17 protein-coding genes and 2 pseudogenes are annotated in these 20,455 nt (G+C 55.8%); 10 read left to right on the plus strand and 9 right to left on the minus strand.

The annotated features are described in order from the left end of the window. Window positions 1–386 precede the first annotated feature (386 nt). The 6 genes from N8E88_RS11400 (at window position 387) to N8E88_RS31815 (ending at window position 5,407) form a co-directional block, all read left to right on the plus strand. A complete protein-coding gene (locus tag N8E88_RS11400) occupies window positions 387–1,781 on the plus strand; it encodes a TackOD1 domain-containing metal-binding protein (RefSeq protein ID WP_262291834.1) in 1,395 nt (464 codons plus the stop codon). Next, window positions 1,778–3,049 carry a glycosyltransferase family 2 protein gene (locus N8E88_RS11405; RefSeq protein WP_262291835.1) on the plus strand — a complete coding sequence of 424 codons (1,272 nt, stop codon included), beginning with the start codon at window positions 1,778–1,780 and terminating at the stop codon, window positions 3,047–3,049. Before N8E88_RS11400 ends, N8E88_RS11405 begins: the two co-directional genes overlap by 4 nt. A 10-nt stretch (window positions 3,050–3,059) precedes the next feature. After that, a complete protein-coding gene (locus N8E88_RS11410) occupies window positions 3,060–4,070 on the plus strand; it encodes an HlyD family secretion protein (RefSeq protein WP_262291836.1) in 1,011 nt (336 codons plus the stop codon). Window positions 4,071–4,330: 260 nt separating this feature from the next. Next, window positions 4,331–4,576, plus strand: a complete 246-nt coding sequence (locus N8E88_RS11415) for a hypothetical protein (RefSeq protein WP_262291837.1) — start codon at window positions 4,331–4,333, stop codon at window positions 4,574–4,576. Further along, window positions 4,563–4,994 (plus strand): CHRD domain-containing protein, encoded by a 432-nt coding sequence (locus N8E88_RS11420; protein ID WP_410010562.1) that lies wholly within the window; start codon window positions 4,563–4,565, stop codon window positions 4,992–4,994. The genes N8E88_RS11415 and N8E88_RS11420 overlap by 14 nt, the downstream gene beginning before the upstream one ends. A gap of 302 nt (window positions 4,995–5,296) precedes the next feature. Further along, window positions 5,297–5,407, plus strand: coding sequence for a hypothetical protein (locus N8E88_RS31815; protein ID WP_410010597.1), 111 nt, complete (start codon window positions 5,297–5,299; stop codon window positions 5,405–5,407). A 928-nt stretch (window positions 5,408–6,335) separates the two neighbouring features. On the opposite strand, the gene N8E88_RS11425 is transcribed toward N8E88_RS31815, so the two are convergent. The 8 genes from N8E88_RS11425 to N8E88_RS11460 all read right to left on the minus strand — a co-directional run bounded on the left by N8E88_RS11425 (window position 6,336) and on the right by N8E88_RS11460 (window position 14,732). Beyond that, the gene (locus N8E88_RS11425; RefSeq protein ID WP_262291838.1) at window positions 6,336–6,965 is read right to left on the minus strand and encodes a response regulator; all 630 of its coding nucleotides are present in this window, start codon (window positions 6,963–6,965) and stop codon (window positions 6,336–6,338) included. After that, window positions 6,962–7,447, minus strand: a complete 486-nt coding sequence (locus N8E88_RS11430) for a sensor histidine kinase (RefSeq protein ID WP_262291839.1) — start codon at window positions 7,445–7,447, stop codon at window positions 6,962–6,964. The genes N8E88_RS11425 and N8E88_RS11430 overlap by 4 nt, the downstream gene beginning before the upstream one ends. Next, window positions 7,410–10,064: a ligand-binding sensor domain-containing protein gene (locus N8E88_RS11435; RefSeq protein ID WP_262291840.1), complete on the minus strand. Its 2,655-nt coding sequence runs from the start codon at window positions 10,062–10,064 to the stop codon at window positions 7,410–7,412. The genes N8E88_RS11430 and N8E88_RS11435 overlap by 38 nt, the downstream gene beginning before the upstream one ends. A gap of 188 nt (window positions 10,065–10,252) precedes the next feature. Then, entirely contained in the window at window positions 10,253–10,612 is a 360-nt protein-coding gene (locus N8E88_RS11440; RefSeq protein WP_262291841.1) for a hypothetical protein, read from the minus strand. A gap of 37 nt (window positions 10,613–10,649) precedes the next feature. After that, window positions 10,650–10,877, minus strand: coding sequence for a response regulator (locus tag N8E88_RS31820; protein ID WP_410010563.1), 228 nt, complete (start codon window positions 10,875–10,877; stop codon window positions 10,650–10,652). Window positions 10,878–11,220: 343 nt separating this feature from the next. Next, entirely contained in the window at window positions 11,221–11,970 is a 750-nt protein-coding gene (locus tag N8E88_RS11450; RefSeq protein WP_262291842.1) for a winged helix-turn-helix domain-containing protein, read from the minus strand. A 1,171-nt stretch (window positions 11,971–13,141) separates the two neighbouring features. After that, window positions 13,142–13,810 carry a DUF2161 domain-containing phosphodiesterase gene (locus N8E88_RS11455; RefSeq protein ID WP_262291843.1) on the minus strand — a complete coding sequence of 223 codons (669 nt, stop codon included), beginning with the start codon at window positions 13,808–13,810 and terminating at the stop codon, window positions 13,142–13,144. A gap of 409 nt (window positions 13,811–14,219) precedes the next feature. Continuing rightward, window positions 14,220–14,732: an anthrone oxygenase family protein gene (locus N8E88_RS11460; protein WP_262291844.1), complete on the minus strand. Its 513-nt coding sequence runs from the start codon at window positions 14,730–14,732 to the stop codon at window positions 14,220–14,222. A gap of 90 nt (window positions 14,733–14,822) precedes the next feature. On the opposite strand from N8E88_RS11460, the gene N8E88_RS11465 reads away from it, so the two are divergent. Then, window positions 14,823–15,422, plus strand: a complete 600-nt coding sequence (locus N8E88_RS11465) for a TetR/AcrR family transcriptional regulator (protein ID WP_262291845.1) — start codon at window positions 14,823–14,825, stop codon at window positions 15,420–15,422. A gap of 1,275 nt (window positions 15,423–16,697) precedes the next feature. Here N8E88_RS11465 and N8E88_RS11470 read toward each other — a convergent pair. Continuing rightward, window positions 16,698–16,914: pseudogene (locus tag N8E88_RS11470) on the minus strand (integrase core domain-containing protein); the annotation flags it as partial. Window positions 16,915–17,604: 690 nt separating this feature from the next. Between N8E88_RS11470 and N8E88_RS11480 the strand changes: the two are divergent. The 3 genes and pseudogenes from N8E88_RS11480 to cyoA form a co-directional block, all read left to right on the plus strand. Then, window positions 17,605–17,807, plus strand: a pseudogene (locus N8E88_RS11480) (aldo/keto reductase); the annotation flags it as partial. 41 nt (window positions 17,808–17,848) lie between these two features. Continuing rightward, window positions 17,849–19,180 carry an MFS transporter gene (locus N8E88_RS11485; RefSeq protein ID WP_262291846.1) on the plus strand — a complete coding sequence of 444 codons (1,332 nt, stop codon included), beginning with the start codon at window positions 17,849–17,851 and terminating at the stop codon, window positions 19,178–19,180. Window positions 19,181–19,234: 54 nt separating this feature from the next. Beyond that, on the plus strand, window positions 19,235–20,440 hold the full coding sequence (gene cyoA, locus N8E88_RS11490; protein WP_410010564.1) for a ubiquinol oxidase subunit II: 1,206 nt from the start codon (window positions 19,235–19,237) through the stop codon (window positions 20,438–20,440). The last annotated feature ends 15 nt before the right edge of the window (window positions 20,441–20,455 follow it).

Below are 20,455 nucleotides of genomic sequence, written 5' to 3' on the forward strand. Positions count from 1 at the left end.
AGTCTACGACGACCTTAGTATCAACTGGCAGTACCTCGCGCTGTATCCAAAACTTCAAATCAGCGAAAGCTTCCACAGTCGTTCGGGCACGCCGTCCGTTCGCCATTCCAGTTACAGACGTGGAAAAGGCCGGATTGCAAACCACCTGCCCTGATGGTTTCCGGCGCACGCATGACTTCGGAATATACCAGATATCTAGCCACGATAATCGGCTACTTCTTAAGTACTATGACGCATCCCCAAATATAGTAACCCACCAATAAGTTGCTTGACACTGCTTTTTACTCAGCGTTTATCCTGTTGCAAAAACAAACCTCGAATAAACGCTCTTCGTAATTTTAACTTTGTACTTGTCTCCGGCTCACCAGAGTCCGAAAAGGTGTATCGTGTCAAACAGCAATGTATCCCTGTTAGAAAATACTGTTCCTGATAGCCAGACTTTTGCAGACCGCCATCCCGTAGTCGATCAATGTCAATCCGTATGGCGTCAGTTTAACTTGCGCACCCCTCAGATAGCCCTCTACCCCGATACGATCATCCCTCACTCCCGTTACCTTCGCGAAGTGTTCTCGGTCGTCGATAATGATGACATCGATGCGGTTTTACTGACCAACGAAAGGCAATCATTCGGGTTGGAAAAATTCCGCAGCGCAAGGGATCTGTTTCTCGTGCCGGTGGTGAACGTTTCCGGGAAGCCGAGCGTGGCCGCCGATGTGGATTTTAGCCTGAAGAATCCCAAATCATGGGTGGAGACCGCGAGTTGCATCAGAAAATTCCGGGAGCGCCGAGGCCGGTTGTCGAGCAGATTTCTATCTCCTACTTCTCCAGCCGTGCGAATGATGGCTTATTTGTTCGTTTCCGGGGAAGATCTCACCCCTGTCAGGCAGCCAAGTTCCCCGTACTATTTCGGATACAAGGGTTTTCCGAATACAGCTTCCGCGACAATGGTTGCCGAAGCCCTTGCCAATAAGGGCTGGCTCGAACGTAGTTTTTTCGACAGGTACCATAAATGTGCCGGATGCCACTCTCATCGGTTGACGGTTAGAGAAGAATGTCCGGCATGCCAGTCGCCGCAGCTGTCAGAAGTGGACCTGATCCATCACTACAGCTGCGCGCAACTGAGTCCCGAGGCGACCTTCCGTCGTGGAACGGCACTCATCTGCCCCAAGTGCAGCAAGCAACTGCGCCATTACGGTAAGGACTATGACAAGCCGGGGCGGGTTCAGGTGTGCGCCCAATGCAAGAATACCACGTCCGAGCCGGCCATTGGTTTCCTGTGCCAGGATTGCGGAATGCATGTCGGCGGGGACGCAGCGAGCGTATCGGACGTGTTCTCTTATTCCCTGTCCCATCATGCAAATACTCTGCTTGCCGACGATGTCGCGAGCGTAGAGCGATTTCCGGTCGCTCAACTTCGTTATCTTCCGGAAGAACTCCAAAGGAAGATTACGCAGCTTTCTTCCTCTACCGGGGCGGCATCCGATTTCCTCCTGGTTGAGTTGCAATATGGTGGCCGCGAACAAGTGCTTAGAACTCGAGGTGAAGCCAACTTCATTTCAATGCGGAAACTATTTGCAGATAATCTTCAGGGTATTCTTGGAGAAGTTGCATCCGTACATTCGTCTTACGAGCGGGAGTACGTCCTCTTTCTTGGGCGCGACGAAGCCGGTTTCACGGCCTATCTGCAGGAGGCTCTGCATCATTCCGAATCTGTTTTATCCGACAAACTGAACCCCACTTTGCTGGTTTTGTGGGGCACACGTGAAAAAGCGCTGTCGTGAACGACCTTGATTTCGGCCTGTCATTTCTTCTGGCACAAACGGGCTCGAGTCTGGTTACCGTCTTTTGGTACACGCTGATATTCGATGTTCCAAGATACCTCGTGCCGTTTGTAATCGCCGCGATGAGCTTGCGACACATGGAGAAGGACAACGGCACTCGCCGCAATTCCAAATTTCCAAGTGTGAGCGTCGTTCTTATTGGTCACAACGAGGCCGATTCAATTGGCGCATGCGTTAATTCCCTGATGGAACAGTCTTTTTTGGATTTTGAGATCGTTATCGTCAGCGACGGCTCAACGGATGGAATGAATAAAGTTGCCAGAGAAATGGTCCGAAAAGGGCTGGGATCCTGTATCCTTTCGACAGGAGTTCGAGGCGGCAAGGCGAGCGGGACCAATCTGGCGTGCGAAATCGCACGCGGTGACATCATCATTAATATTGACTGTGATTGTTCGTTTGACCGATTTGCGATTGAACGTCTCCTGGAACCCTTTGCCGACGGGCGCGTCGGAGCAGCGTGCGGGGATATCGCACCACGCAACGCCGATGTGAGCCTTGTTTCACAGTTTCAGGAGATCGAATATCTGGAGTCTATTTCCGTCGGCAAGCGGTTCGGCGCAGCGATTGGCCAAATAACATGTGCATCCGGTGCTTTTAGCGCCTTTCGCCGAACCGCTCTCGACGAGGTAGGCGGGCTTGATGTTGGCGGTGGAGAAGACCTCGATGTGACGCTGCGGCTGCGTCGGGCGGGCTGGCGCATCGGATATGTGCCGAATGCCGTGTGCTACACGGACGTGCCAACGACCTTTTACGCCTATATCAGGCAGCGGCTGCGTTGGGAGCGCGATGCAGTATGGATCCGCTTCCGCAAGCACCGCCGCCTGCTCAATCCTTTTGATCGCAAGTTCAGGCCAGCGGAAGCGTTTCACCAGTGGGATTTTCTGGCGTTCAGTGTTGCCGGCGCCGTCATTTTCCCGATCTATATATCGTGGCTCGCAATCAGCTTCGGCGCGCTTGCCATCCCGGTTCTAATAGCGATGCAAATCGCGTTGCTGGTTCTGGATGTCCTTATGCTTGCCCTGGCTTGCTGGACAACAGGCCGCGCCAGTTTCTGGCGTAATCTGTTGTTCGTTCCTGGCTACTCCATCTTCATGTCGTATGGGATGCGGTTGGTACGCTTGCTGGCTTACATCGATGAGTGGTTTTTTCGCGGTTCTCATCGCGACAACTATACGCCGGAAAAAGTGCGCCATGAGCGCGCGTGGTGAGGTTAAGTAAATGAAGTACATCCGCAAACGCCCTCGCATAGACAATCTCGACCGGCAACAGAGAAAGGGGTCCGGCCGCCTGAGCAGATCGATCTATCTCTTGATACTCGGAGCGCTGGTCGTTTCGCTTGCAAACTATCTTGTTGGCGGCATGTTTATCTTGTCAGCCGACGGCATCGTATTGGCGCAGCGGTACATCGTATCCGCCGGCTATCCGGCAACCGTCGACAAGGTGCTGGTCAGCGAAGGCGATAGTGTGACCCAAGGAACGCCGCTCCTCGAGCTCACGTCGTTCGATATGGTGAAGGAGATCGCGGAACTCTCGGTACGGACAAGTGAACTTGCGGTGCGCGTGGGAGAACTGCAGGGAAAGGTAGCAACGAATACGGTACTATTGCCCCTGGCAGAGCGTTCAGCACATGAAAGCAACGACGCCATCGTGCGTCTTGACCGGGTGTCGGCGCGGGGCGTTGTTCTTGCAAATCGAAGGGATGAAGCCTTGACTGCCAACTACCAGGCCGCGGAGCGCTACGCCCAATTGCAGGCTGAGTCGCGAGTCACCACAAACGAACTCCATGTGGTTGAAGAGTCGCGACAGGTGGCATCCGACGCGGTTCACAAAATGAAAACAATCTATGGAGATGGTAAGGTAACTGCGGCGGTCACAGGTATTGTAGGTTCAAAAATTCCTGTTCCGGGTCAGGTCGTGCGTCTGGGTGATGAAATGCTGCAAATTAACGGGGGGAAGGCCTATCTGTTTGCTTATTTGCCGGATGGGTATCTTTTTCCTGTCAGCAAAGGCATGAAGGTTCAGGTGAGCGGCGGGAGCGAGCGCGCGACGGGAACCGTTGAAAAAGTGTTGCCGATCGCCGACGCTCTGCCAGCGGAGTTTCAGAATTTGCTGCGGCCACGCGATCGATCCCGGCTGATCCGAATTGCGCTGCCGGAAGACCATCCCTTTGCCGTAACCCAGAAGGTCGTCATCAGAGGATGCATGTTCGGTTGGTGTTGGGTTCGATAGCATGCTTTCGGGCGATGTCACGTTATTGATGGCTTAACGGAGCGACCGTATTCGGGGTACGATACCCGTGCCTTCAGCTACGAGCAGCCGTGGTATAACGATCATGGCAATCGCTCCATCGGACCGCGCCTCCAAAGGGCCGGGTGTCAACTATAATTGCGCACGCCCGTTCAGGACCCGCTCAACCGTAGTAGTTCCCAAATCATATCCCGATAGTCGGGTTTTGCTCATTATCGTCCTCGAAGGCGAAAACAAGCTGCTTGAGCAGCACACCGCGCTATCAACCACTTGAAGCATTGCTCGAAAAGCCCATTCGCTCACAAGCATTTGCGGTTCCAAAGAGACCTTATGCGATTTTTGGAGCATATACGTACAACATCCGGCTGTTGGAAAATCATCGTTCCTCGAAGTCGAAGTGCGTGACCGGAACCAAAGTTCACCTTGAAGAGTTGAATATTGCCTGCAAGACCACGCCGGCATTTGGGAGGATGAATGATGATAACTAGCCGCAAGAATTGTCTCCTTACCGGACTCGTCATAGCTGCCATCGTGTCCACGGTTCCCGCTTTGGCTGACACCTTGAAATTCAAGGCCGATCTGAAAGGAACAAGCGAAGTGCCGCCTACCGACAGCGCCGGCAGTGGATCGGGCGACATCACCGTCGACACCGCTACCAAGAAACTGACATACACCGTTACCTCGAGCGGTTTATCCGGCGACGCCACTGCCGCGCATTTCCATGGTCCGGCGGCGCCGGGCGAAAATGCCGGACCGGTGGTCGATATCTCCGCCGCTATAGCTTCGGGATCTGCCGACATCACTGCTCAGCACCTGGCCGATTTGCAAGCCGGCAAATGGTATCTCAATATTCATACGAAGAAGTTTCCAGACGGCGAGATCAGGGGGCAGTTGGAAGCACAATAAAAGAGCGGATTGGCGGAGCGCAGCCGATGGAACATTGTCGCTACCCTCCGCCACTTTTACGAATAAACGCCCGTCGAGTTCAACTGAGCGGGCAAACAGCGACCGGGCCTTTGGCATAGATTGCGGAAAGGTCGAAGCAGGAAGGGGTGGTTTTGAGACCTTCGAGTATCCTACCAATCAGCTCATTCGAGGGGGCGAAGCTCCCATAGTGAACATGAGCCAATGGAGACGCGGCGATGGACATTCGATCAACGCTGAAGGAGCTATGTGAGGCCTTCAACGCGCATGATCTTGATCGTATCATGACATTCTTGGCTGATGATTGTGTATTGGAGATGCCGCGGGGAACCGACCTTGGGTTCTCGTTTCGAGGGCAAACCGAAAGTACGCGAAGCGCTAGTAACACGCTTTGAGGGCCTGCCCGATGTTCACTACGGCAACGAGCAACATTTTGTAGATTCCGATACCGAGACTGGCATCTCGAAATGGAGCCTTACGGGCACACCTTCGATGGGACGAGAAAGGAAGTCAGGGGTGTGACTTCTACTCGTTTCGCGACGGGAAGGTGGTATGCAAGACTCATCTTGGAAAATAGTGGAGTGAAGGTGTCCACGTGAGGTCGTGTGGACGATCCTAGTTTTTGCTCCTCCAATTAAATCTCCAACACTGAAGGTGCCGTTCCAGTCGAGACCTTACTTAAAAGCACAGAACAGGAACACCCGATGGTGGTTTATGGATGGTCCTGTTCGTTATCCCCTTCGGATTCCCTCGCCGTTGCCATGACGATCCGCGCTGATCCACAACCAGACAGCAAGTCAGAATACGGCAGTGTGCAAGCGGCGAAGCTCGTTCACAGGCTCCGCTTTCAGGGACACATAAGAAATGGCAAGGGATCACGGGTGGCGTAACAGAGATGCACACTTACCCAAGGTCGCGCGGACAGGTCCTTCGGCACGTCGGCGCTGACGTCGAGCTCGCAACAGAGCTTCTATTGGCGCACCATCTCGTTGATCCCCTTTGACTTCACTCAGCACATCCGTAATTGTTCGGGCCGGAACCCCGTAAACACGCAGATACAGGTCGATCAATGCTTTGGCCCTACCCAAATGGCGACTATCCTGAGGGTTATTTTTTAGCTCACGGTGAAGAACCCGTGCCGGTCGGGCGTGGTCACCTCAAACCAAGTGCTTTTGCTCGTCGTCACTGAGCCGCCCTTTTACACTATCGGCATAAGATGGCGAGACGCACCCGAATGGTGCATCAGCGTGATGAAGAACTCACTTTGCGGAAGGAGGGCGAAGTCCTGCGCGTTAATGCGCCCAAAGGTTATTGCGACCCTTGCTAGAGTTCGATTATGCCCCGCTTTGTGGCAAGTGCGACAGCATGGGTACGATCTTTGGCGTTCAGTTTTGCGAGTATGTTTTTGACGTAACCCTTCACCGTCTCCTCGGTGATCGCGAGGGCTACACCGACCGCCCTGTTGGAATTTCCGCCCGCGATGAGCGAAAGAACCGCCGCTTCCCGGTCGGTCAAAGGACTTTCTCCGACATGATGTGACAGGTTTTCCGCGACCTTTGCATCGATGTGTTTCTGCCCGCGGAAGACAGCGCGTATGGTGTTCAATAATTCGCGGCGCACGGCGCTTTTCAGAAGATATGCCCTGGCCCCGAGACTGATTGCGCGGCTGGCCAGATGGTCTCCCTCATAGGTCGTGAGCACAATGATCCGAGCCGACGGTTTTAAGCGCTTGATTGCAGTTATCGCCTCGAATCCGCCCATGGCCGGCATTTGCAGGTCGAGGAGAACAACGTCCGGCATTAGCGCCTTGTACATTGCGGTCGCTTCCATCCCGTTCGAAGCCTCGCCGACGATCGCCATGTCGGATTGGCTGGACACAAGCGCGGAAATGCCTTCCCTGATCAGCGGATGATCATCGGCCATGAGCACACGAATGGGATCGCGGACCGTCATTGCTTTGGCTCCCCAGCCCACGCACGGGAAGGGCCCGTTTGCAAGCCGACGGACAATTCGACGGTCGTGCCTAACCCGGACGGGTCGTTGATAATCAAGTCTGCACCGATTTTCTCCGCTCTTTCGCGCATACCCCTGATCCCCCAGCATTTTCCACGGCTGGAGACGGTCCCATTCCCGGCTCCCATTCCCACGCCGTCGTCGCGGACGCGCACGCGCAGGTCCGTCTCCGAAAACGCGAAAACGCATTCTATCGTTGACGCTCCGGAGTGCTTGAAAGCGTTCCGCAAAGCTTCACATACGATACGGATGATCTCGTGACTGGTGGTGGAATCGAAATTCAAAGGCCTCCCGGATGTCGTGACGCTGAATTCGGTGACGGCTGCCGACGCGTCTTTTGCAAGCTCGTCGCCGACGCGTTTCACCTCGTCGATGATGTCAAAATCACCCTGCGTCGAGATCTCGCAGCGCCTGGACGGCATTCCGGCCCTCGATGATGGCCTCGTCGCTCTTGTTCAGAACGAGGTCTAGCATTCTGCCCGCCTCCCCCGGACGACCTGGGAGCATGTGACGGGCCGCCTGTATCCGAAAAATCAATCCTTGGAAGCTTTGCAACAAAGTATCGTGCAGCTCCCGCGCCAATCTGTTTCTTTCGTTAATCCGCTCTTCGAGCCGGATCCTGTATTGGGTGGAAACTTTCGCTAGCCGATAGCGATAAAGTGCGGCCAGGCCGGCGCACACGGCAATGAGTGCGGCCAGCCTGAACCACCATGTCGACCACCATGGGGGCAGCACCACGATGTGAAGCTTGGTGCCGGGTGCAATCCATTCTCCCATGCCGGTTGAAGCTTGAATCATCAGGGTAAAGGTCCCCGACGGGAGAGCGGCATAGCTTATTGTGCGTTCGTTGTCCCCTGCACTGTGCCACTGCCCGTCCAATCCGGAAAGCATGTAACGGAACTTCATGGTGTCGGGACTTTTGTAGCTCAATGCGGAGAAGGACACCGCAAGTTGATTCCGGTTGTAGGGCAGCGTCACGGCGTTCGGCAATGCGGCCGCGGCATCTACGGACTGGGTATTTCCCTCAAGGTCGGATAGCGTGAGTCCGGTGAGCACCACGGGCGGCACGTAGGCTGTGTCGTGATCGGCAATGGTGTGTTTGCCTGCGGCAGCGCCGGCAAAGCCGCCGAAATAGAAGCGGTCGTGTTGGCCCTTGCTGCAGGCGTTCCACCCGGTGAGGTCGTCTCCCGGCAATCCGTCAGCAGTGCTGAAATTTTCAAAGTGCAGTGCCGGCACATCCATCCGCGAGACGCCTTTGTTGGTGCTCATCCACAGATGTCCGTCGTCGTCTTCGAGCAGGCAACTCACAACGTCGCCTGCCAGTCCGTCCTTGGAAAAGAAGTGGTCAAACGTACCATGCACCACGTCGAAGCGGTTGAGGCCGTTTTGCGTGCCGACCCACAGCACCCCCTTGCCGCCCGTATGAATGGTGTTCACGGTGTTGTTGCTGAGGCTGGCAGGATTGTCGGGGTCGTGCTTGTACACCTTGAAGGTAGCCTCACCCGGGTCGAACTGCACCAGTCCGGCCGTCGTGCCCAGCCAGAGCATTCCTCGCTCGTCCTTGATGACCGAAAAGTAGGTCTCCGCGTGGGCCGCAGGATTCCTTTTGAAGGTGGTGAATTTGCCGGTGCCTGGTGAAAACCTGTTGACGCCGTTCCAGGTGGTGATCCACAGCTCTCCTGATGTGTCGGCGAGGACGCGGGTGACAACGTCACTGCTGATGCTTCGCGGGTTCTCGGCATCGTGACGATAGGAGCTGAATGCTTTCGTTTTCTGGTCAAAGGCATAAAGCCCGCCACCGAGAGTGCCTATCCAAAGGGTTCCTGACGGGTCATCGGTGATCGACAGAACCTCGATCGATGTCCCCGGCCCCGCCGGAGCGAAAGGCTCCATTGTCCTGGCAACCCTATCGATCCTGTTGAGGGCACCGCCTGCACCGATCCAGATTGCACCGTATCGATCTTCAAAGATGGCATTGACAAGCGATTCGCCGAGCTTGTCCGGATGTCTCGGGTATGGCCACAATTTCTGGAACGGCGGCGCATTCTTGGGGAAAACGTTCGGTGGGCTTGCGTGAAGGCCTGTCCAGATGTTGCCTTCGGCGTCCTCGTACAAGGCGATCACCCTGTTTTCCGCAAGGCTCTGCACATCGTTGGGATCGTTCGTGTACCGGATGAAACGGAATTTTTCCCGGTCGAACCGCAACAAACCCGCGCCCATAGTCGCCAGCCAGATATCGCCGTTGCTCGCTTCCAGCAAATCATAGACACCCGTCAGGCTATCGTCGGCAACGCCCTCGAACGAATATCTGACAAGCTTGTTTGTTTTCCGGTCATAGATACCCAGTCCGTTGCCCGATCCGTAGATAATCCAGAAGGTGCCCTGCGCATCCTCGTGGAATTTGAATTCCCTGACCTCCTCACGAAGGGGTATTCTCACCGAGACTTTGCCGCTGGCTCTGTCGAACGCTTCCAACCCGGCGTTGCTCGCCACCCAGAACACGCCCCTACTGTCGGTTCCGGTCGACTTGATGTCGTCACTGGAGAGGCTGGCCGCATCCTTTGCATCGTGTCCGAACCTGACACTTTTCCCTGTAGCGGGATCAAGACGAAACAGCCCCTGGCTGGTCGAGAGCCACAGGTTGCCTTCGGAGTCTTCGCTGATGTGGATGACCGTCGGGTTCGCGGGATCGAGCGAATAGTGCCTGAAAGTTCCTGTCGTCTTGTCGAACGCGTCGAGGAATTGATCACTGCCTACCCAGATGGTTCCGTTGCGGTCCTTGAAGAGGGAATATATAAAGATGCCGCTCAGGCTCTCGGGGTTGCCCAGTTCATGTTTGAATACCTGAAACCGCTGACCGTCGTAGCGATTGACGCCGTGTTGCGTGCCGAACCAAAGATAACCATCATCGTCTTGAACAATCTGCGACACGCGGGTTTGGGAAAGTCCCTGCGATAGTGATATCCTCCGGAAGCGGATGTCGTCGCGTTCCTCGATTTTCATCTTGATGATGTCTGGTGCCACTTCTGCTACCGACACATTTTGGTTCGCACCTGCAGCACACGACACCAGAATTGCCGCAATCGCAGGTGCTGTATGAAGGAAATTCCGCACCAGTGTCGATAAAACGGCAATCGAACAAAAAGCCGGACGTTTGTTCGGCGGTGTTGTGGGAGGCGGAGCAAAACTTCGGTCGTGGCCGTCCCGAACGGAGGAGCTCCCGTCACTCACGTCTGGTCGGATCCCAATCCATCCACCATTTCGCACAGATTTTGAATCTGGGCCAGCAGGCGTGCGGAAGTGCGTTGCGCGGCTTCCAGATTGGGCTGGCTAGATTTGAGCCACTGGACGTTGGCTTGCGCGCCGATGACAATGGCTCTGAGCAGCAGATTTATGCTGTGAACCTCGTTCGCCGAGGCCGCCGCATGTTCAGGCAGCATGCCGCTGTGGCCGCTGACGTTCAGGTTCGAAGGCATCGCCCCATGGGTGGAGCGCACGTCTGAGACCGGATGGCCGGTCCCGAATTTTCTGTCTCGATCTGCATCCATTTCAAACACCCCATGACGGTGAAATACATATGTTTCCACGTATACATTTTCCGTCGGACCGCGCGCTTTCCTCTGCTCACCGCACCCATGTCCGCTGTCCGCATACAACCGCCATTTTAGCTGCTCCGGTCTGGTAGAACACCCTCGAAAGAGGGGTGACCGCGGCTTTCGAATGCGTCAGTGCCAGTCGCATGAAGTCGATCAGACGATTGATCTCCACGGGCTTGGCGAGAAAGGCAACAGCGCCACCAGCCATCGCCGCCAGCCGCGTCTTGTTGTCGACATAAGACGTCATAAAAATCATAGGAGGTTTCAGCGGGTCGGCATTGAGCTTGAACTGAAGCTCGATGTTTGCAGTAGGCGAGAAACTCTTCGGCGGACGCAAGCAACACCGAACCGTATCCGCATGCGTGTATCAGATCATCCAACGCTGCGCGGATCGCCTCGTCGTCATCCACTACCGCTATCGTTCTGGTCTTTGGCACCAATTTCCAGCCTCGATCACAGCGTCTGGAGCTGACTTCCCGACCGGGCGACCCGGCCGCAGCACCGAATCTAAACCGATACCCGTTATCGCGCAATGCACCGACGTAGTCTTGGTTCCATTGGAAGTGTCAACAGCTTCGCGCGTGTCGGACGGCTAGGTCTCAATGCTGATGGACCGGACGGTCGCTGACGGCAATGTCGCCATGTGATCCGTACACGGAGATTTCCTGGATCACGCCCAACAGCGTTACAGGCGACACAGGCTTGGTCAGCAACTCGAAAGTGCCAGCGTTTATCACCATCGCAGTCACAAAAATGTCGCCGAGCCCGCTGACGAGGACTACTGGCAAGCAACCCGAGAGCCGGACGTTCCGGAGGAGGCGCGTCAACGAATAACCTGCAAACGCTTCCTCAAGCGAGTTTACCGAAGCAAAGGACTCGGCTCGTATGCCTGCGGATTCTAGCAGGTCCTCGATAGCTTCCCGTATGAGAATGTCGTCCCCAATCAAAACAATCGTCGGTCTGTCGGCCTCAATGCCAGATTCGGCCGGAGCCGTGGATGTATCGGTTGCTTGCGCCGAAATTTTAAAGTCCGACACCGCCTCGACACTCAGCATGTATCCGCGACCGTTGATGGTCTTGATTGCGTCCCCGTCGTCTCCAAGGGCCTTGCGGAGTCCTGAAATTTGACAACGCAGGTTGCAGTCGCCGACAAAGGTTGTCGGCCATACCTGACTGATGATTTCCTCCTTGGTAAGGACTTGACCGCGCTTCCTGACAAGAGCCGTCAACAAGTCGAATGCCCGGCCGCCGATAAAAACTGGCAAATCCTCGCAAAACAATTGCCTTGCTCCGGGGACCAAGCGGAAGCGGCCAAATCTTAAAACGTCGCCTTCCATGCCATTGTCCACCTCCACAACTCCTCTGCTCGTTCGTCACATTGGATCAAGTAACCTTTGTGGCGGCCCGATGATAAGCTGCGGGGACATGGATGCAATCGTACCAATGGCCGCCGGTGACATCCTTGGTTGAGCAATCGCTATGCTTTGGTCGAGTTTCCGCTGGCTGTTTTGCGATTGTCATTGCATGCAATGTTTGGGCTACTCGTGGACGTCTGCAGCAAAAGTGGGGATATCGAACCGAAACTTGCGCTCCGACGACGATCGCACCGAGCAGCAGATTTTTGTTGTGCACCTCATTCGCCGAGGCCGGAGGTGACTCGGTGACCGGCATGCGCTCTTGACCGTCAGCGGTCAGGTCCGAGGGCATCGCCCATGGGGCGGAAAGAGTACGGTCGATCTCGATAATGCTATCTCTGTCTACATCCATTTGAAACACCCAATGACGGTGAAAGACAAAATATCGGTCGGAGCGGTACTCAAATGCACACATCGAAAAGGCGTTTCGCCGTCCAACCCGCAACGGCCATTCTAGCTGCTCCGGTCCAGTAGCACACCCTCGAAAGAGGGGTGACTGAGTCTAGATTTGCTCCAGTGCCATCCGCACAAGGTCGGTCAGACGGTGGATTTCCATGGGGTTTCGCAAGAAAGGCAAAAGCGCCGCCCGCCATTGCCGCCGACCGCGTCTTGTCGTCGACGTAGGAAGTCATCAAGATCATCGGCGGTTTGGCGGCAAGGAAGGTTTCCGTGGCGCTCCACAAGCCTGTCGCCGCCGCACTGAGGTGATTGCCCAGTTGGTTGGTGGCTTCGCCGATGACATAAGCAATCCCCGCCAGGGCGACGACCACCGTGGAGAATAAGAAAACCGACGACCAACAATTCAAACGTAAGATTTTGGATTAACTCAGGACGAAACTTTTGCAGCCGGATTCGTCAAAATGCCCAGCTGCCGCAACTAAGTAGGTAGTTGCGTCGTTTCAGCCAAGCATGGAAGCTGATCGATTCACATGGATAAACGTTCCTTGAAAATGCTGAGTGCGGCATTCTATGGATGTTGTTCCAGACGAGCCATTATGCGATTGTCGAAGCACGGAACGGCGGCAGACCCGGCACAAACGATGCATAGGACGCGATCTTCTCTAACGCACATTCGGAATGAATAACCAACGCTCAAGTGCCGTGGCTACAACTTTCCCTGCACATCGGACTGCGGCCAACGCTGCAGCGCGACGCGGCCAGTTTCCGTCAAGGCGTAGACGCCCCTGTCCAGGCGCTCAAACCAGCCATAAACATTCGAAAGCAATATCTTGCCCGCGTCCGGTACGTCGGTTCTAACATCGCGCACGCGCAGCGGTCCTGCCGTCAGCGTTGCCGCACAGGCAAGCGCCTGCTGCCGATATGCCGTCATGATCGGCGTGCGGGTACTACCACCAAGCGCCGGATCCCCGCGCCGTTTCTGGTGTTCGCGCATAAGCCTCGAACGCCGCTTTGGATCGGTCCGCGGCATTGGTGATACGGAAGCAACGATGACGCTGACCTCGCCGGCATCGGAAATGCCCAGCATGCCAACGCCAAGCCTGCGACAGAGGTTGCGGTAGCGTTTGTCGGCTTCACGACCTCTGCCCTTGGACGATATCCGGGCAGCGATCCAGATCTCGTTTGAAATGGTCGCCCGGTCGACCGCCTGCAAAATGAGTTCCAGATTGAAACTCAATTTTAGTTCGGCGACCACGACAACAGGCGGATCGTCACTACTGAGGCCGACAAGATCGCAGCCGCCAACCTCGCCCTTGACGACGTAACCTGCCTTTTCGAGAAAGCTTTTTACCGGCAGATAGAGCGAAGTTTCCATGTATACAGATCAAATCGGAGAATCGTTTGACAAAAAACTACACCGATATGGCAGCCAGGGACACCGCATTTGCCTCGCATTGAGGAGTATCTCACCCACGACACCACCGAAATCTTTCGATCCTAACTCGCGATTCGGCCTGTTCAATTGCAAACCTGCCAGAAATCTTTGTTTGAAAATGCCGATAATAGGCAAATTTCGAGCACTTCGATTGTTGCTTGGATGTCTACAATCCATGTCGAAGGGAGCGAAACAAATGACGGCTGCTTTGCGCCCCGATGTCGGCCGTTCAGCATAAAAGGCCCGTCGCCCGAAAGCTGACACAGATGCTGACCACACTGGGTGGTGAAGGTGGACTCTAGAGACGTTCCGATTGGCGATCGCCAGCGACCTGCTCAACCTGGACCCGTCATGCCGGCGTCGGCGCGATTCCACGCAATCTCGTCAACCCTATCGCGGCGAACACGAGAGCGGCGCCAGAGGCGACGGTGCGAACCTGGTTCCAGAACTGCCATCGCCCCGAATAGCCCTCCCAGATCTCGCGCGCGGTCTCTAGGTCAGTGGGCACGTTCACGGCCGCCAGCGCTTCGTTCATGGGCACGTTCACGGCCATTGTGAGGAACAGGCCGAACGCGAAATAGACGACCGCCGCTGCCAGGAACCAAGCGGCAGCCGATGTTTGCACGGCCCTGCGGAGGACCAGCGCCGTGATCGTGAGAACCACCGGTGTGAGGAAAAACGCGGGAAAGAAAACAGCGTTACGCACCGACCCGTTCATCGCCTGCATGGCTGCAATTGCGACGCGGGGGTCCGCTTGGTCCAAGCCCCACATGGTGGAGCAGATCCAAGCATAGAAGAACCCAAATATCGCCCCGCAAAACACGATGGAAGTGATCGGCAGCACCAAGAACATGGCGGGCATGGCAGCCTCCCTCAAACCGTACGCATGTGTACGTCTTTACATATCCGTATTGATGTGTACGCCTTAAGTCAAGACGGCTGGAGATTACGCATGCGAGAAGAAAGCAGGGCTAAACGGCATCGGCAAATTGAAGAGGCGGCCTACAGGGTTCTGAAGAGACAGGGCTATGGAGGAGCGTCTATGCTGGCCGTTGCCAAGGAGGCCAAGGCGTCCAACGAAACGCTCTATCGCTGGTATGGCGACAAGCGTGGCCTGTTCAAAATGATGGTGGAAGGCAATGCCAAGGCAACGACGGCAGCCTTGGAAGCAGCCATTGGCCGCGGCGCCGACCCCCTGAGCACGCTTGAACAGATTGCCCCGGTCCTGCTGTCGATGCTGCTTGGTGAGCGGGCCATTGCGCTGAACCGGGCGGCGGCGTCCGACGAAAGTGGGGAACTCGGTGCAACCATTGCTTCATCTGGCCGGGAATCGGTGTTTCCATTGATGGAAACCCTGATCCAGAACGGACTGCAGCTCGGCGTACTTGCAGCCCCCTCTGCCCCAATGGCGACGGAATGGTTCCTGAGCCTGTTGATCGGTGATCAGCAGATCAGGCGGGCCGTCCGCGCAATGGCCTTGCCATCGGAGAAGGAAATCAGGTCCAGAGCCGCCACTACGATGGGCGCCTTCCGAAAGTTGTGCGCCGTATGACGTCTGCCCGTCGTTGCGAACTGCCGTGACGAGCGGACGGCTTTTTTCCGCAGTGCGGTTGCCTGACGGATCGGACGGCCGACCGCTTCGGGCACAGCCGAGCCGTGTGTCGTGTCCAAGGGGCGTCAGCCGAACGGCGACTTACTCTAGTTCTCGGTCAGAACCGGACCGGCAGCTACCGGCCCCATCTCGCTCATTCAAGTGCTCTAGAAGAGCCCCTTTGAATCCCTCACCTTGAGCGGAATCGAACCGCAGACTCACTGACTACGGCATTCTGAGGTTGCGGTTCCACACAAGACTTTAATCGGCCTAGTATAGCTCTTATGAGCGCGACAACCTGTGGGACAAACGTTCGCTGAAACAATACGATGCGATCAAGACCATCAAAATCGCTTCGACGGCGCCATAATTTCACACGTCTTTTCGAGTGCGAAAGACTTGCGGCCACCATTCATGCCAGCAACGGTGCGGAACCTGTTTTACATCGTAGCAAGCAGAAAAGGTTAGAGCTTGCTGTTTGTAATTCGCAGACTGTACCTACGTCACGGATCATCGCACGGTTGCTTGCACGGTGTCGCTTTGCCTTTAATTCGGGTCTTCCTCAATCTGTGTGATGTTTTTGAACCAGCTGGCTCAGCCAGGATCTGGCAGCACATTAGCAACCTTGGGCCGTTTCAAATCCGCTACGATTGCCCTTAGGTAGAGCCTTGGGCCGTTTTCGGTCATCTATGGTCCCCAACCCGAGTAGACTTCCTGATGCCTATCATGGTGATACGGTGCTTCAGCTGTTCACAATTGTGTGGTCGCTGACTGGAATGGTAGGACGCTTCATCAAGCATTCCTCCGCTGCGATTGAGCAAAAAGCCCAACGAATTCGGCAACGCCGACATGTCCGGCTTGCATAGGGAGAATGATTTCGGGCAGTTGATCAGGCCAAGCACCACACAAATTGAGGAAGACCCCCTTTAAGGGCAAAGCGACAGCGGATTTTGCAGCCAAAGACATAGCCGCGGTTGCTAGAACGCGGGGCAGCAATCCACATGCCATGATGATGTGGCTTGGAGAAGCGATGTCACGTTAACCGCCGAGTGGCGCGAGGCAGGATATCTGTTGGGGCAGGACGGCTGCACCCGCGTATCCGGCGCTTGTTATGGACCACAAGGAGCGTGGGCCGGGTTTTGAAGGTGTCTACAAGGTCCTGAAGGACGAAGCGAGCAACTCGACCGGCCAAGCCGTGTATTATTTCGAAAGGGCTATGAGACATCCTTGGGGCGATTATAACCTTTCACGGAGGATTTCGTAAAGCGCTTTTCCCTTGAATGCTCCATGCGGCCAGGTTGTAGAAGCGCTCCCATTTCGTTCAGTTTTGCTCTGAGATCGACATCACCGGTTTAGGACAGGAGCTGGTAGAACTCTTGCTCATCTGTCCCGTGCGAGCGCTCGACCTTTCCGTTCAGTTGGGGGATGCTGGTTTGATATAGGCGTGGCGTATGACATTGGTGCACCGAGCCGAAGTTCGAGGCAGTTCGATCTTTGATGCCGCCTGTTTTGCTGTTTGTTCAACGTCTCGTGGCTCCAATCGATTGTCGCAGCGAGAGTCTGGTGTCTGGGAAGAGCGGTCCTTCGCCCTTTGGTTACGATGCTGAAGCGGTCGTCCAGCCGGGCGGCGAGTTCCCTCAGACCAAACAATGGAACCCGAGCGGCAGCAAGTTCAGTCGCAAGCGGCAAGCCGTCGAGCCTCGCACACACTGCCGCTAAAATCGCGGCATCGCCGTCCGTTACCTGAAAGGTTCTGTCTGCTGCCGCCGCTCGTGCGACACTACCCTCTTTGTTACCTCATTCTGAAGGTTTGGATTCGCATACCACTGCATAGTCGCGACAAACCTAAGTATGATTTCGCCCACAAGGGTTTCGGGTATAGCTATTTTTCGTCTCCCAGAGAGGCGGTAGCGAACTCTACCCGCCGCTATTACTTCGTGTCCTCCCACTCCCGGATTGCAGCAGAGTTCGATCCGCCAGACCGTCCAGTGCCCCCTGGGTGGCCCCGCTTTGGTGATTTACTCGGAACAGTCCAGAGCCTTTGTATGGCTTTGGCACGGCGAACAGGAGACAGTACATGACCGCAAATAAATCTTCCGCAACAACCACCACCCTCCCCACCCGCCGCTTCGGTCGTACCGATATGGAAATTACACGTGTTGGTTTGGCGCCTGGGCAATTGGCGGTGCCGACTGGGCTGTTGGCTGGGGCTCGCAAGACGACATTGATTCAATCGCAGCCATCCGGCATGCGGTCGATCGCGGAATCAACTGGATCGACACCGCAGCGATCTATGGTCTCGGCCATTCCGAAGGACTTGTGCGCAGAGCGCTTGCCGACATACCCCTGCGCGTGCCGGATCCTTTGAATGAGGAGCGCAATCGGTTATGAGCTATGAAACTAGGGGACCCTCATCAGCGACGCTCGAAGGGGACGCGAGGCGACTGAACGCCCGCCACAGCGATGTGAACGTTGGTGAAATCGCGATCGGAGTGGTTATCGGACGGACGTCGGAATTCTTCGATTTTTTCGTCTATGCCATCGCATCGGTGCTGGTCTTTCCAAAACTTGTATTCCCTTATGTCGATGCGCTGACGGGCACACTTTATTCCTTTGGCATCTTTGCTCTTGCCTTCATCGCGCGACCGCTTGGCACTGGCATCTTCATGGCAATCGATCGCACCTACGGCCGAGGTGTAAAGCTCACGATCACGCTGTTCCTGCTCGGAAGCTCCACCGTGGCAATTGCATTCCTGCCCGGCTACGATCAAGTTGGATGGGCGTCAGCTTTGCTTCTGGCGCTGTTCAGGATCGGTCAGGGACTGGCTCTGGGAGGCGAATGGGACGGTCTGGCTTCGCTTCTTGCGCTCAATGCTCCCGAGCGCCGCCGGGGCTGGTATGCCATGATCCCGCAACTCGGGGCACCGCTCGGCCTTATGGTCGCAGCGGCTTTGTTTGCGTTTTTTGTCGCGAACCTCTCCGCCCGGGACTTCCTCGATTGGGGTTGGCGCTATCCGTTCTTCGTGGCCTTCGCGATCAATGTCGTTGCGCTGTTCGCACGGCTTCGCATGGTCGTGACGCCACAATACGCAAAGCTTTTCGAAAGCCAGGAGCTCCAGCCGACCACTGTCACAGACACGCTCAAGGCCGAGGGGCGCCATGTCGTCATCGGAACATTTGCTCCTCTCGCTAGTTTCGCGCTGTTCCACATAGTCACCGTATTTCCTCTTTCATGGGTGTTCCTGTTTACAGATCAGGGACCGGCGCGGTTTCTAGTGATCGAGACGATTGGCGCGGCGGTCGGCGTGGTGGCAATCTTCGCATCGGGCACTATCGCAGATCGCGTAGGGCGTGGCACCCTGCTCGGCGTTACTGCCTTAGCCATCGCCGTTTTCAGTGGATTCGCCCCTCAATTGCTTGATGGCGGCGATGTTGGCGAAATGATTTTCATGATCCTCGGCTTCCTACTTCTTGGCCTGTCCTTTGGCCAGTCATCGGGCGCAGTTGCATCGAATTTCTCAAAAGCACACCGCTACACCGGTTCTGCGCTGACATCCGATCTGGCATGGCTTTTCGGCGCAGGTTTTGCACCTTTGGTAGCACTCATTCTCGCGAGCCGCTTCGGCTTGATCGCCGCCGGTGCCTACTTGCTTTCGGGCGCTGTATGCACGCTGGTCGCTCTGGGAATGAATCGCCAAGTTGTAGCCCACGATCAATAACAAGGCACCGGCCACATCAACCCAAAACCAGCCATTGTGGCGGAAGTTGAAAAGATGACGATCAAAAGCGACGGATCCGTGAGAGCTTACCTGGGTAGCCGGCTGCGTGCCTGCCGGAACCGTCTTCTCTCCATCGCCTTGCTTCCGCTTTTCGCGTCAGTGACTGCATGCAACGCTGTGGTCATGAACCCTTCTGGCGACGTGGCGGTGCAGCAGCGCGATCTGGTGATCATCTCTACCGTGCTAATGCTGCTCATCATCGTGCCGGTCATGATTTTGACCGTGTTCTTTGCCTGGCGCTACCGGCAATCGAACACCGACGCTCCTTATGACCCAGACTGGGATCATTCAACCCAGCTCGAGTTGCTCATCTGGGCCGCCCCGTTGCTCATCGTCATCTGCCTGGGTGCGGTGACCTGGATGGCAACGCATCTGCTCGATCCCTATCGAGCATTGGGCCCCTCTCCCGGCGAAGCCGTCTCGGAAGCAACAAAACCGCTGGAGGTGGAAGTGGTCGCGCTCGACTGGAAATGGCTGTTTATCTACCCGGAATATGGCGTGGCGACGGTCAACGAGATGGCGGCGCCCGTGGATCGACCGATCGAGTTCCGCCTGACTTCCTCGTCAGTGATGAATTCCTTCTATGTTCCCGCGTTGGCGGGGCAGATCTATACCATGCCGGGAATGCAAACAAAGCTGAGCGCGGTCATCAACCACCCAGGGGTGTATCAGGGGTTTTCCGCAAATTACAGCGGTGCTGGCTTCTCCGGCATGCGCTTTGCGTTCCGGGGCCTGCCAACGGCCGATTTCGACAAGTGGGTTGCCGATGTGAAGGCTCAAGGCAGCGCGCTGGATCGCAATATCTATCTGCAACTTGAGCAGCCGAGTGAAAATGATCCGGTGCGCCGCTATGCGACCGTCGATCCCGAGCTATTCGGCGCCGTTCTCAATCGGTGTGTCGAGCCCAATAAAATGTGCATAAGCGAGATGAGCACTATCGACGCAAAAGGCGGTCTTGGTCTTGCCGGGATTTATAATGTCCGCCCGCTCGAAAACAATAATTATACCAGGCGCGGTTCCGTTTTCGGACCCGAAATCAGTTTCGTCGCGGGTATCTGCAGCACGAGCGAGGCAGTCAAAGCAAGCGTTGACGCGCCGCTGATGACGCCCCGCGATACATTGCCCATCACTGGCGCCGGTCTCCCACGGCCCTTCTCTGCTCCCTTTTTCGGCTTCCAGCGCCGGCTGTCAAATTCCTGAACGGATCCAACCCGA

Source organism: Phyllobacterium zundukense (assembly GCF_025452195.1).
Classification (GTDB): domain Bacteria; phylum Pseudomonadota; class Alphaproteobacteria; order Rhizobiales; family Rhizobiaceae; genus Phyllobacterium; species Phyllobacterium zundukense_A.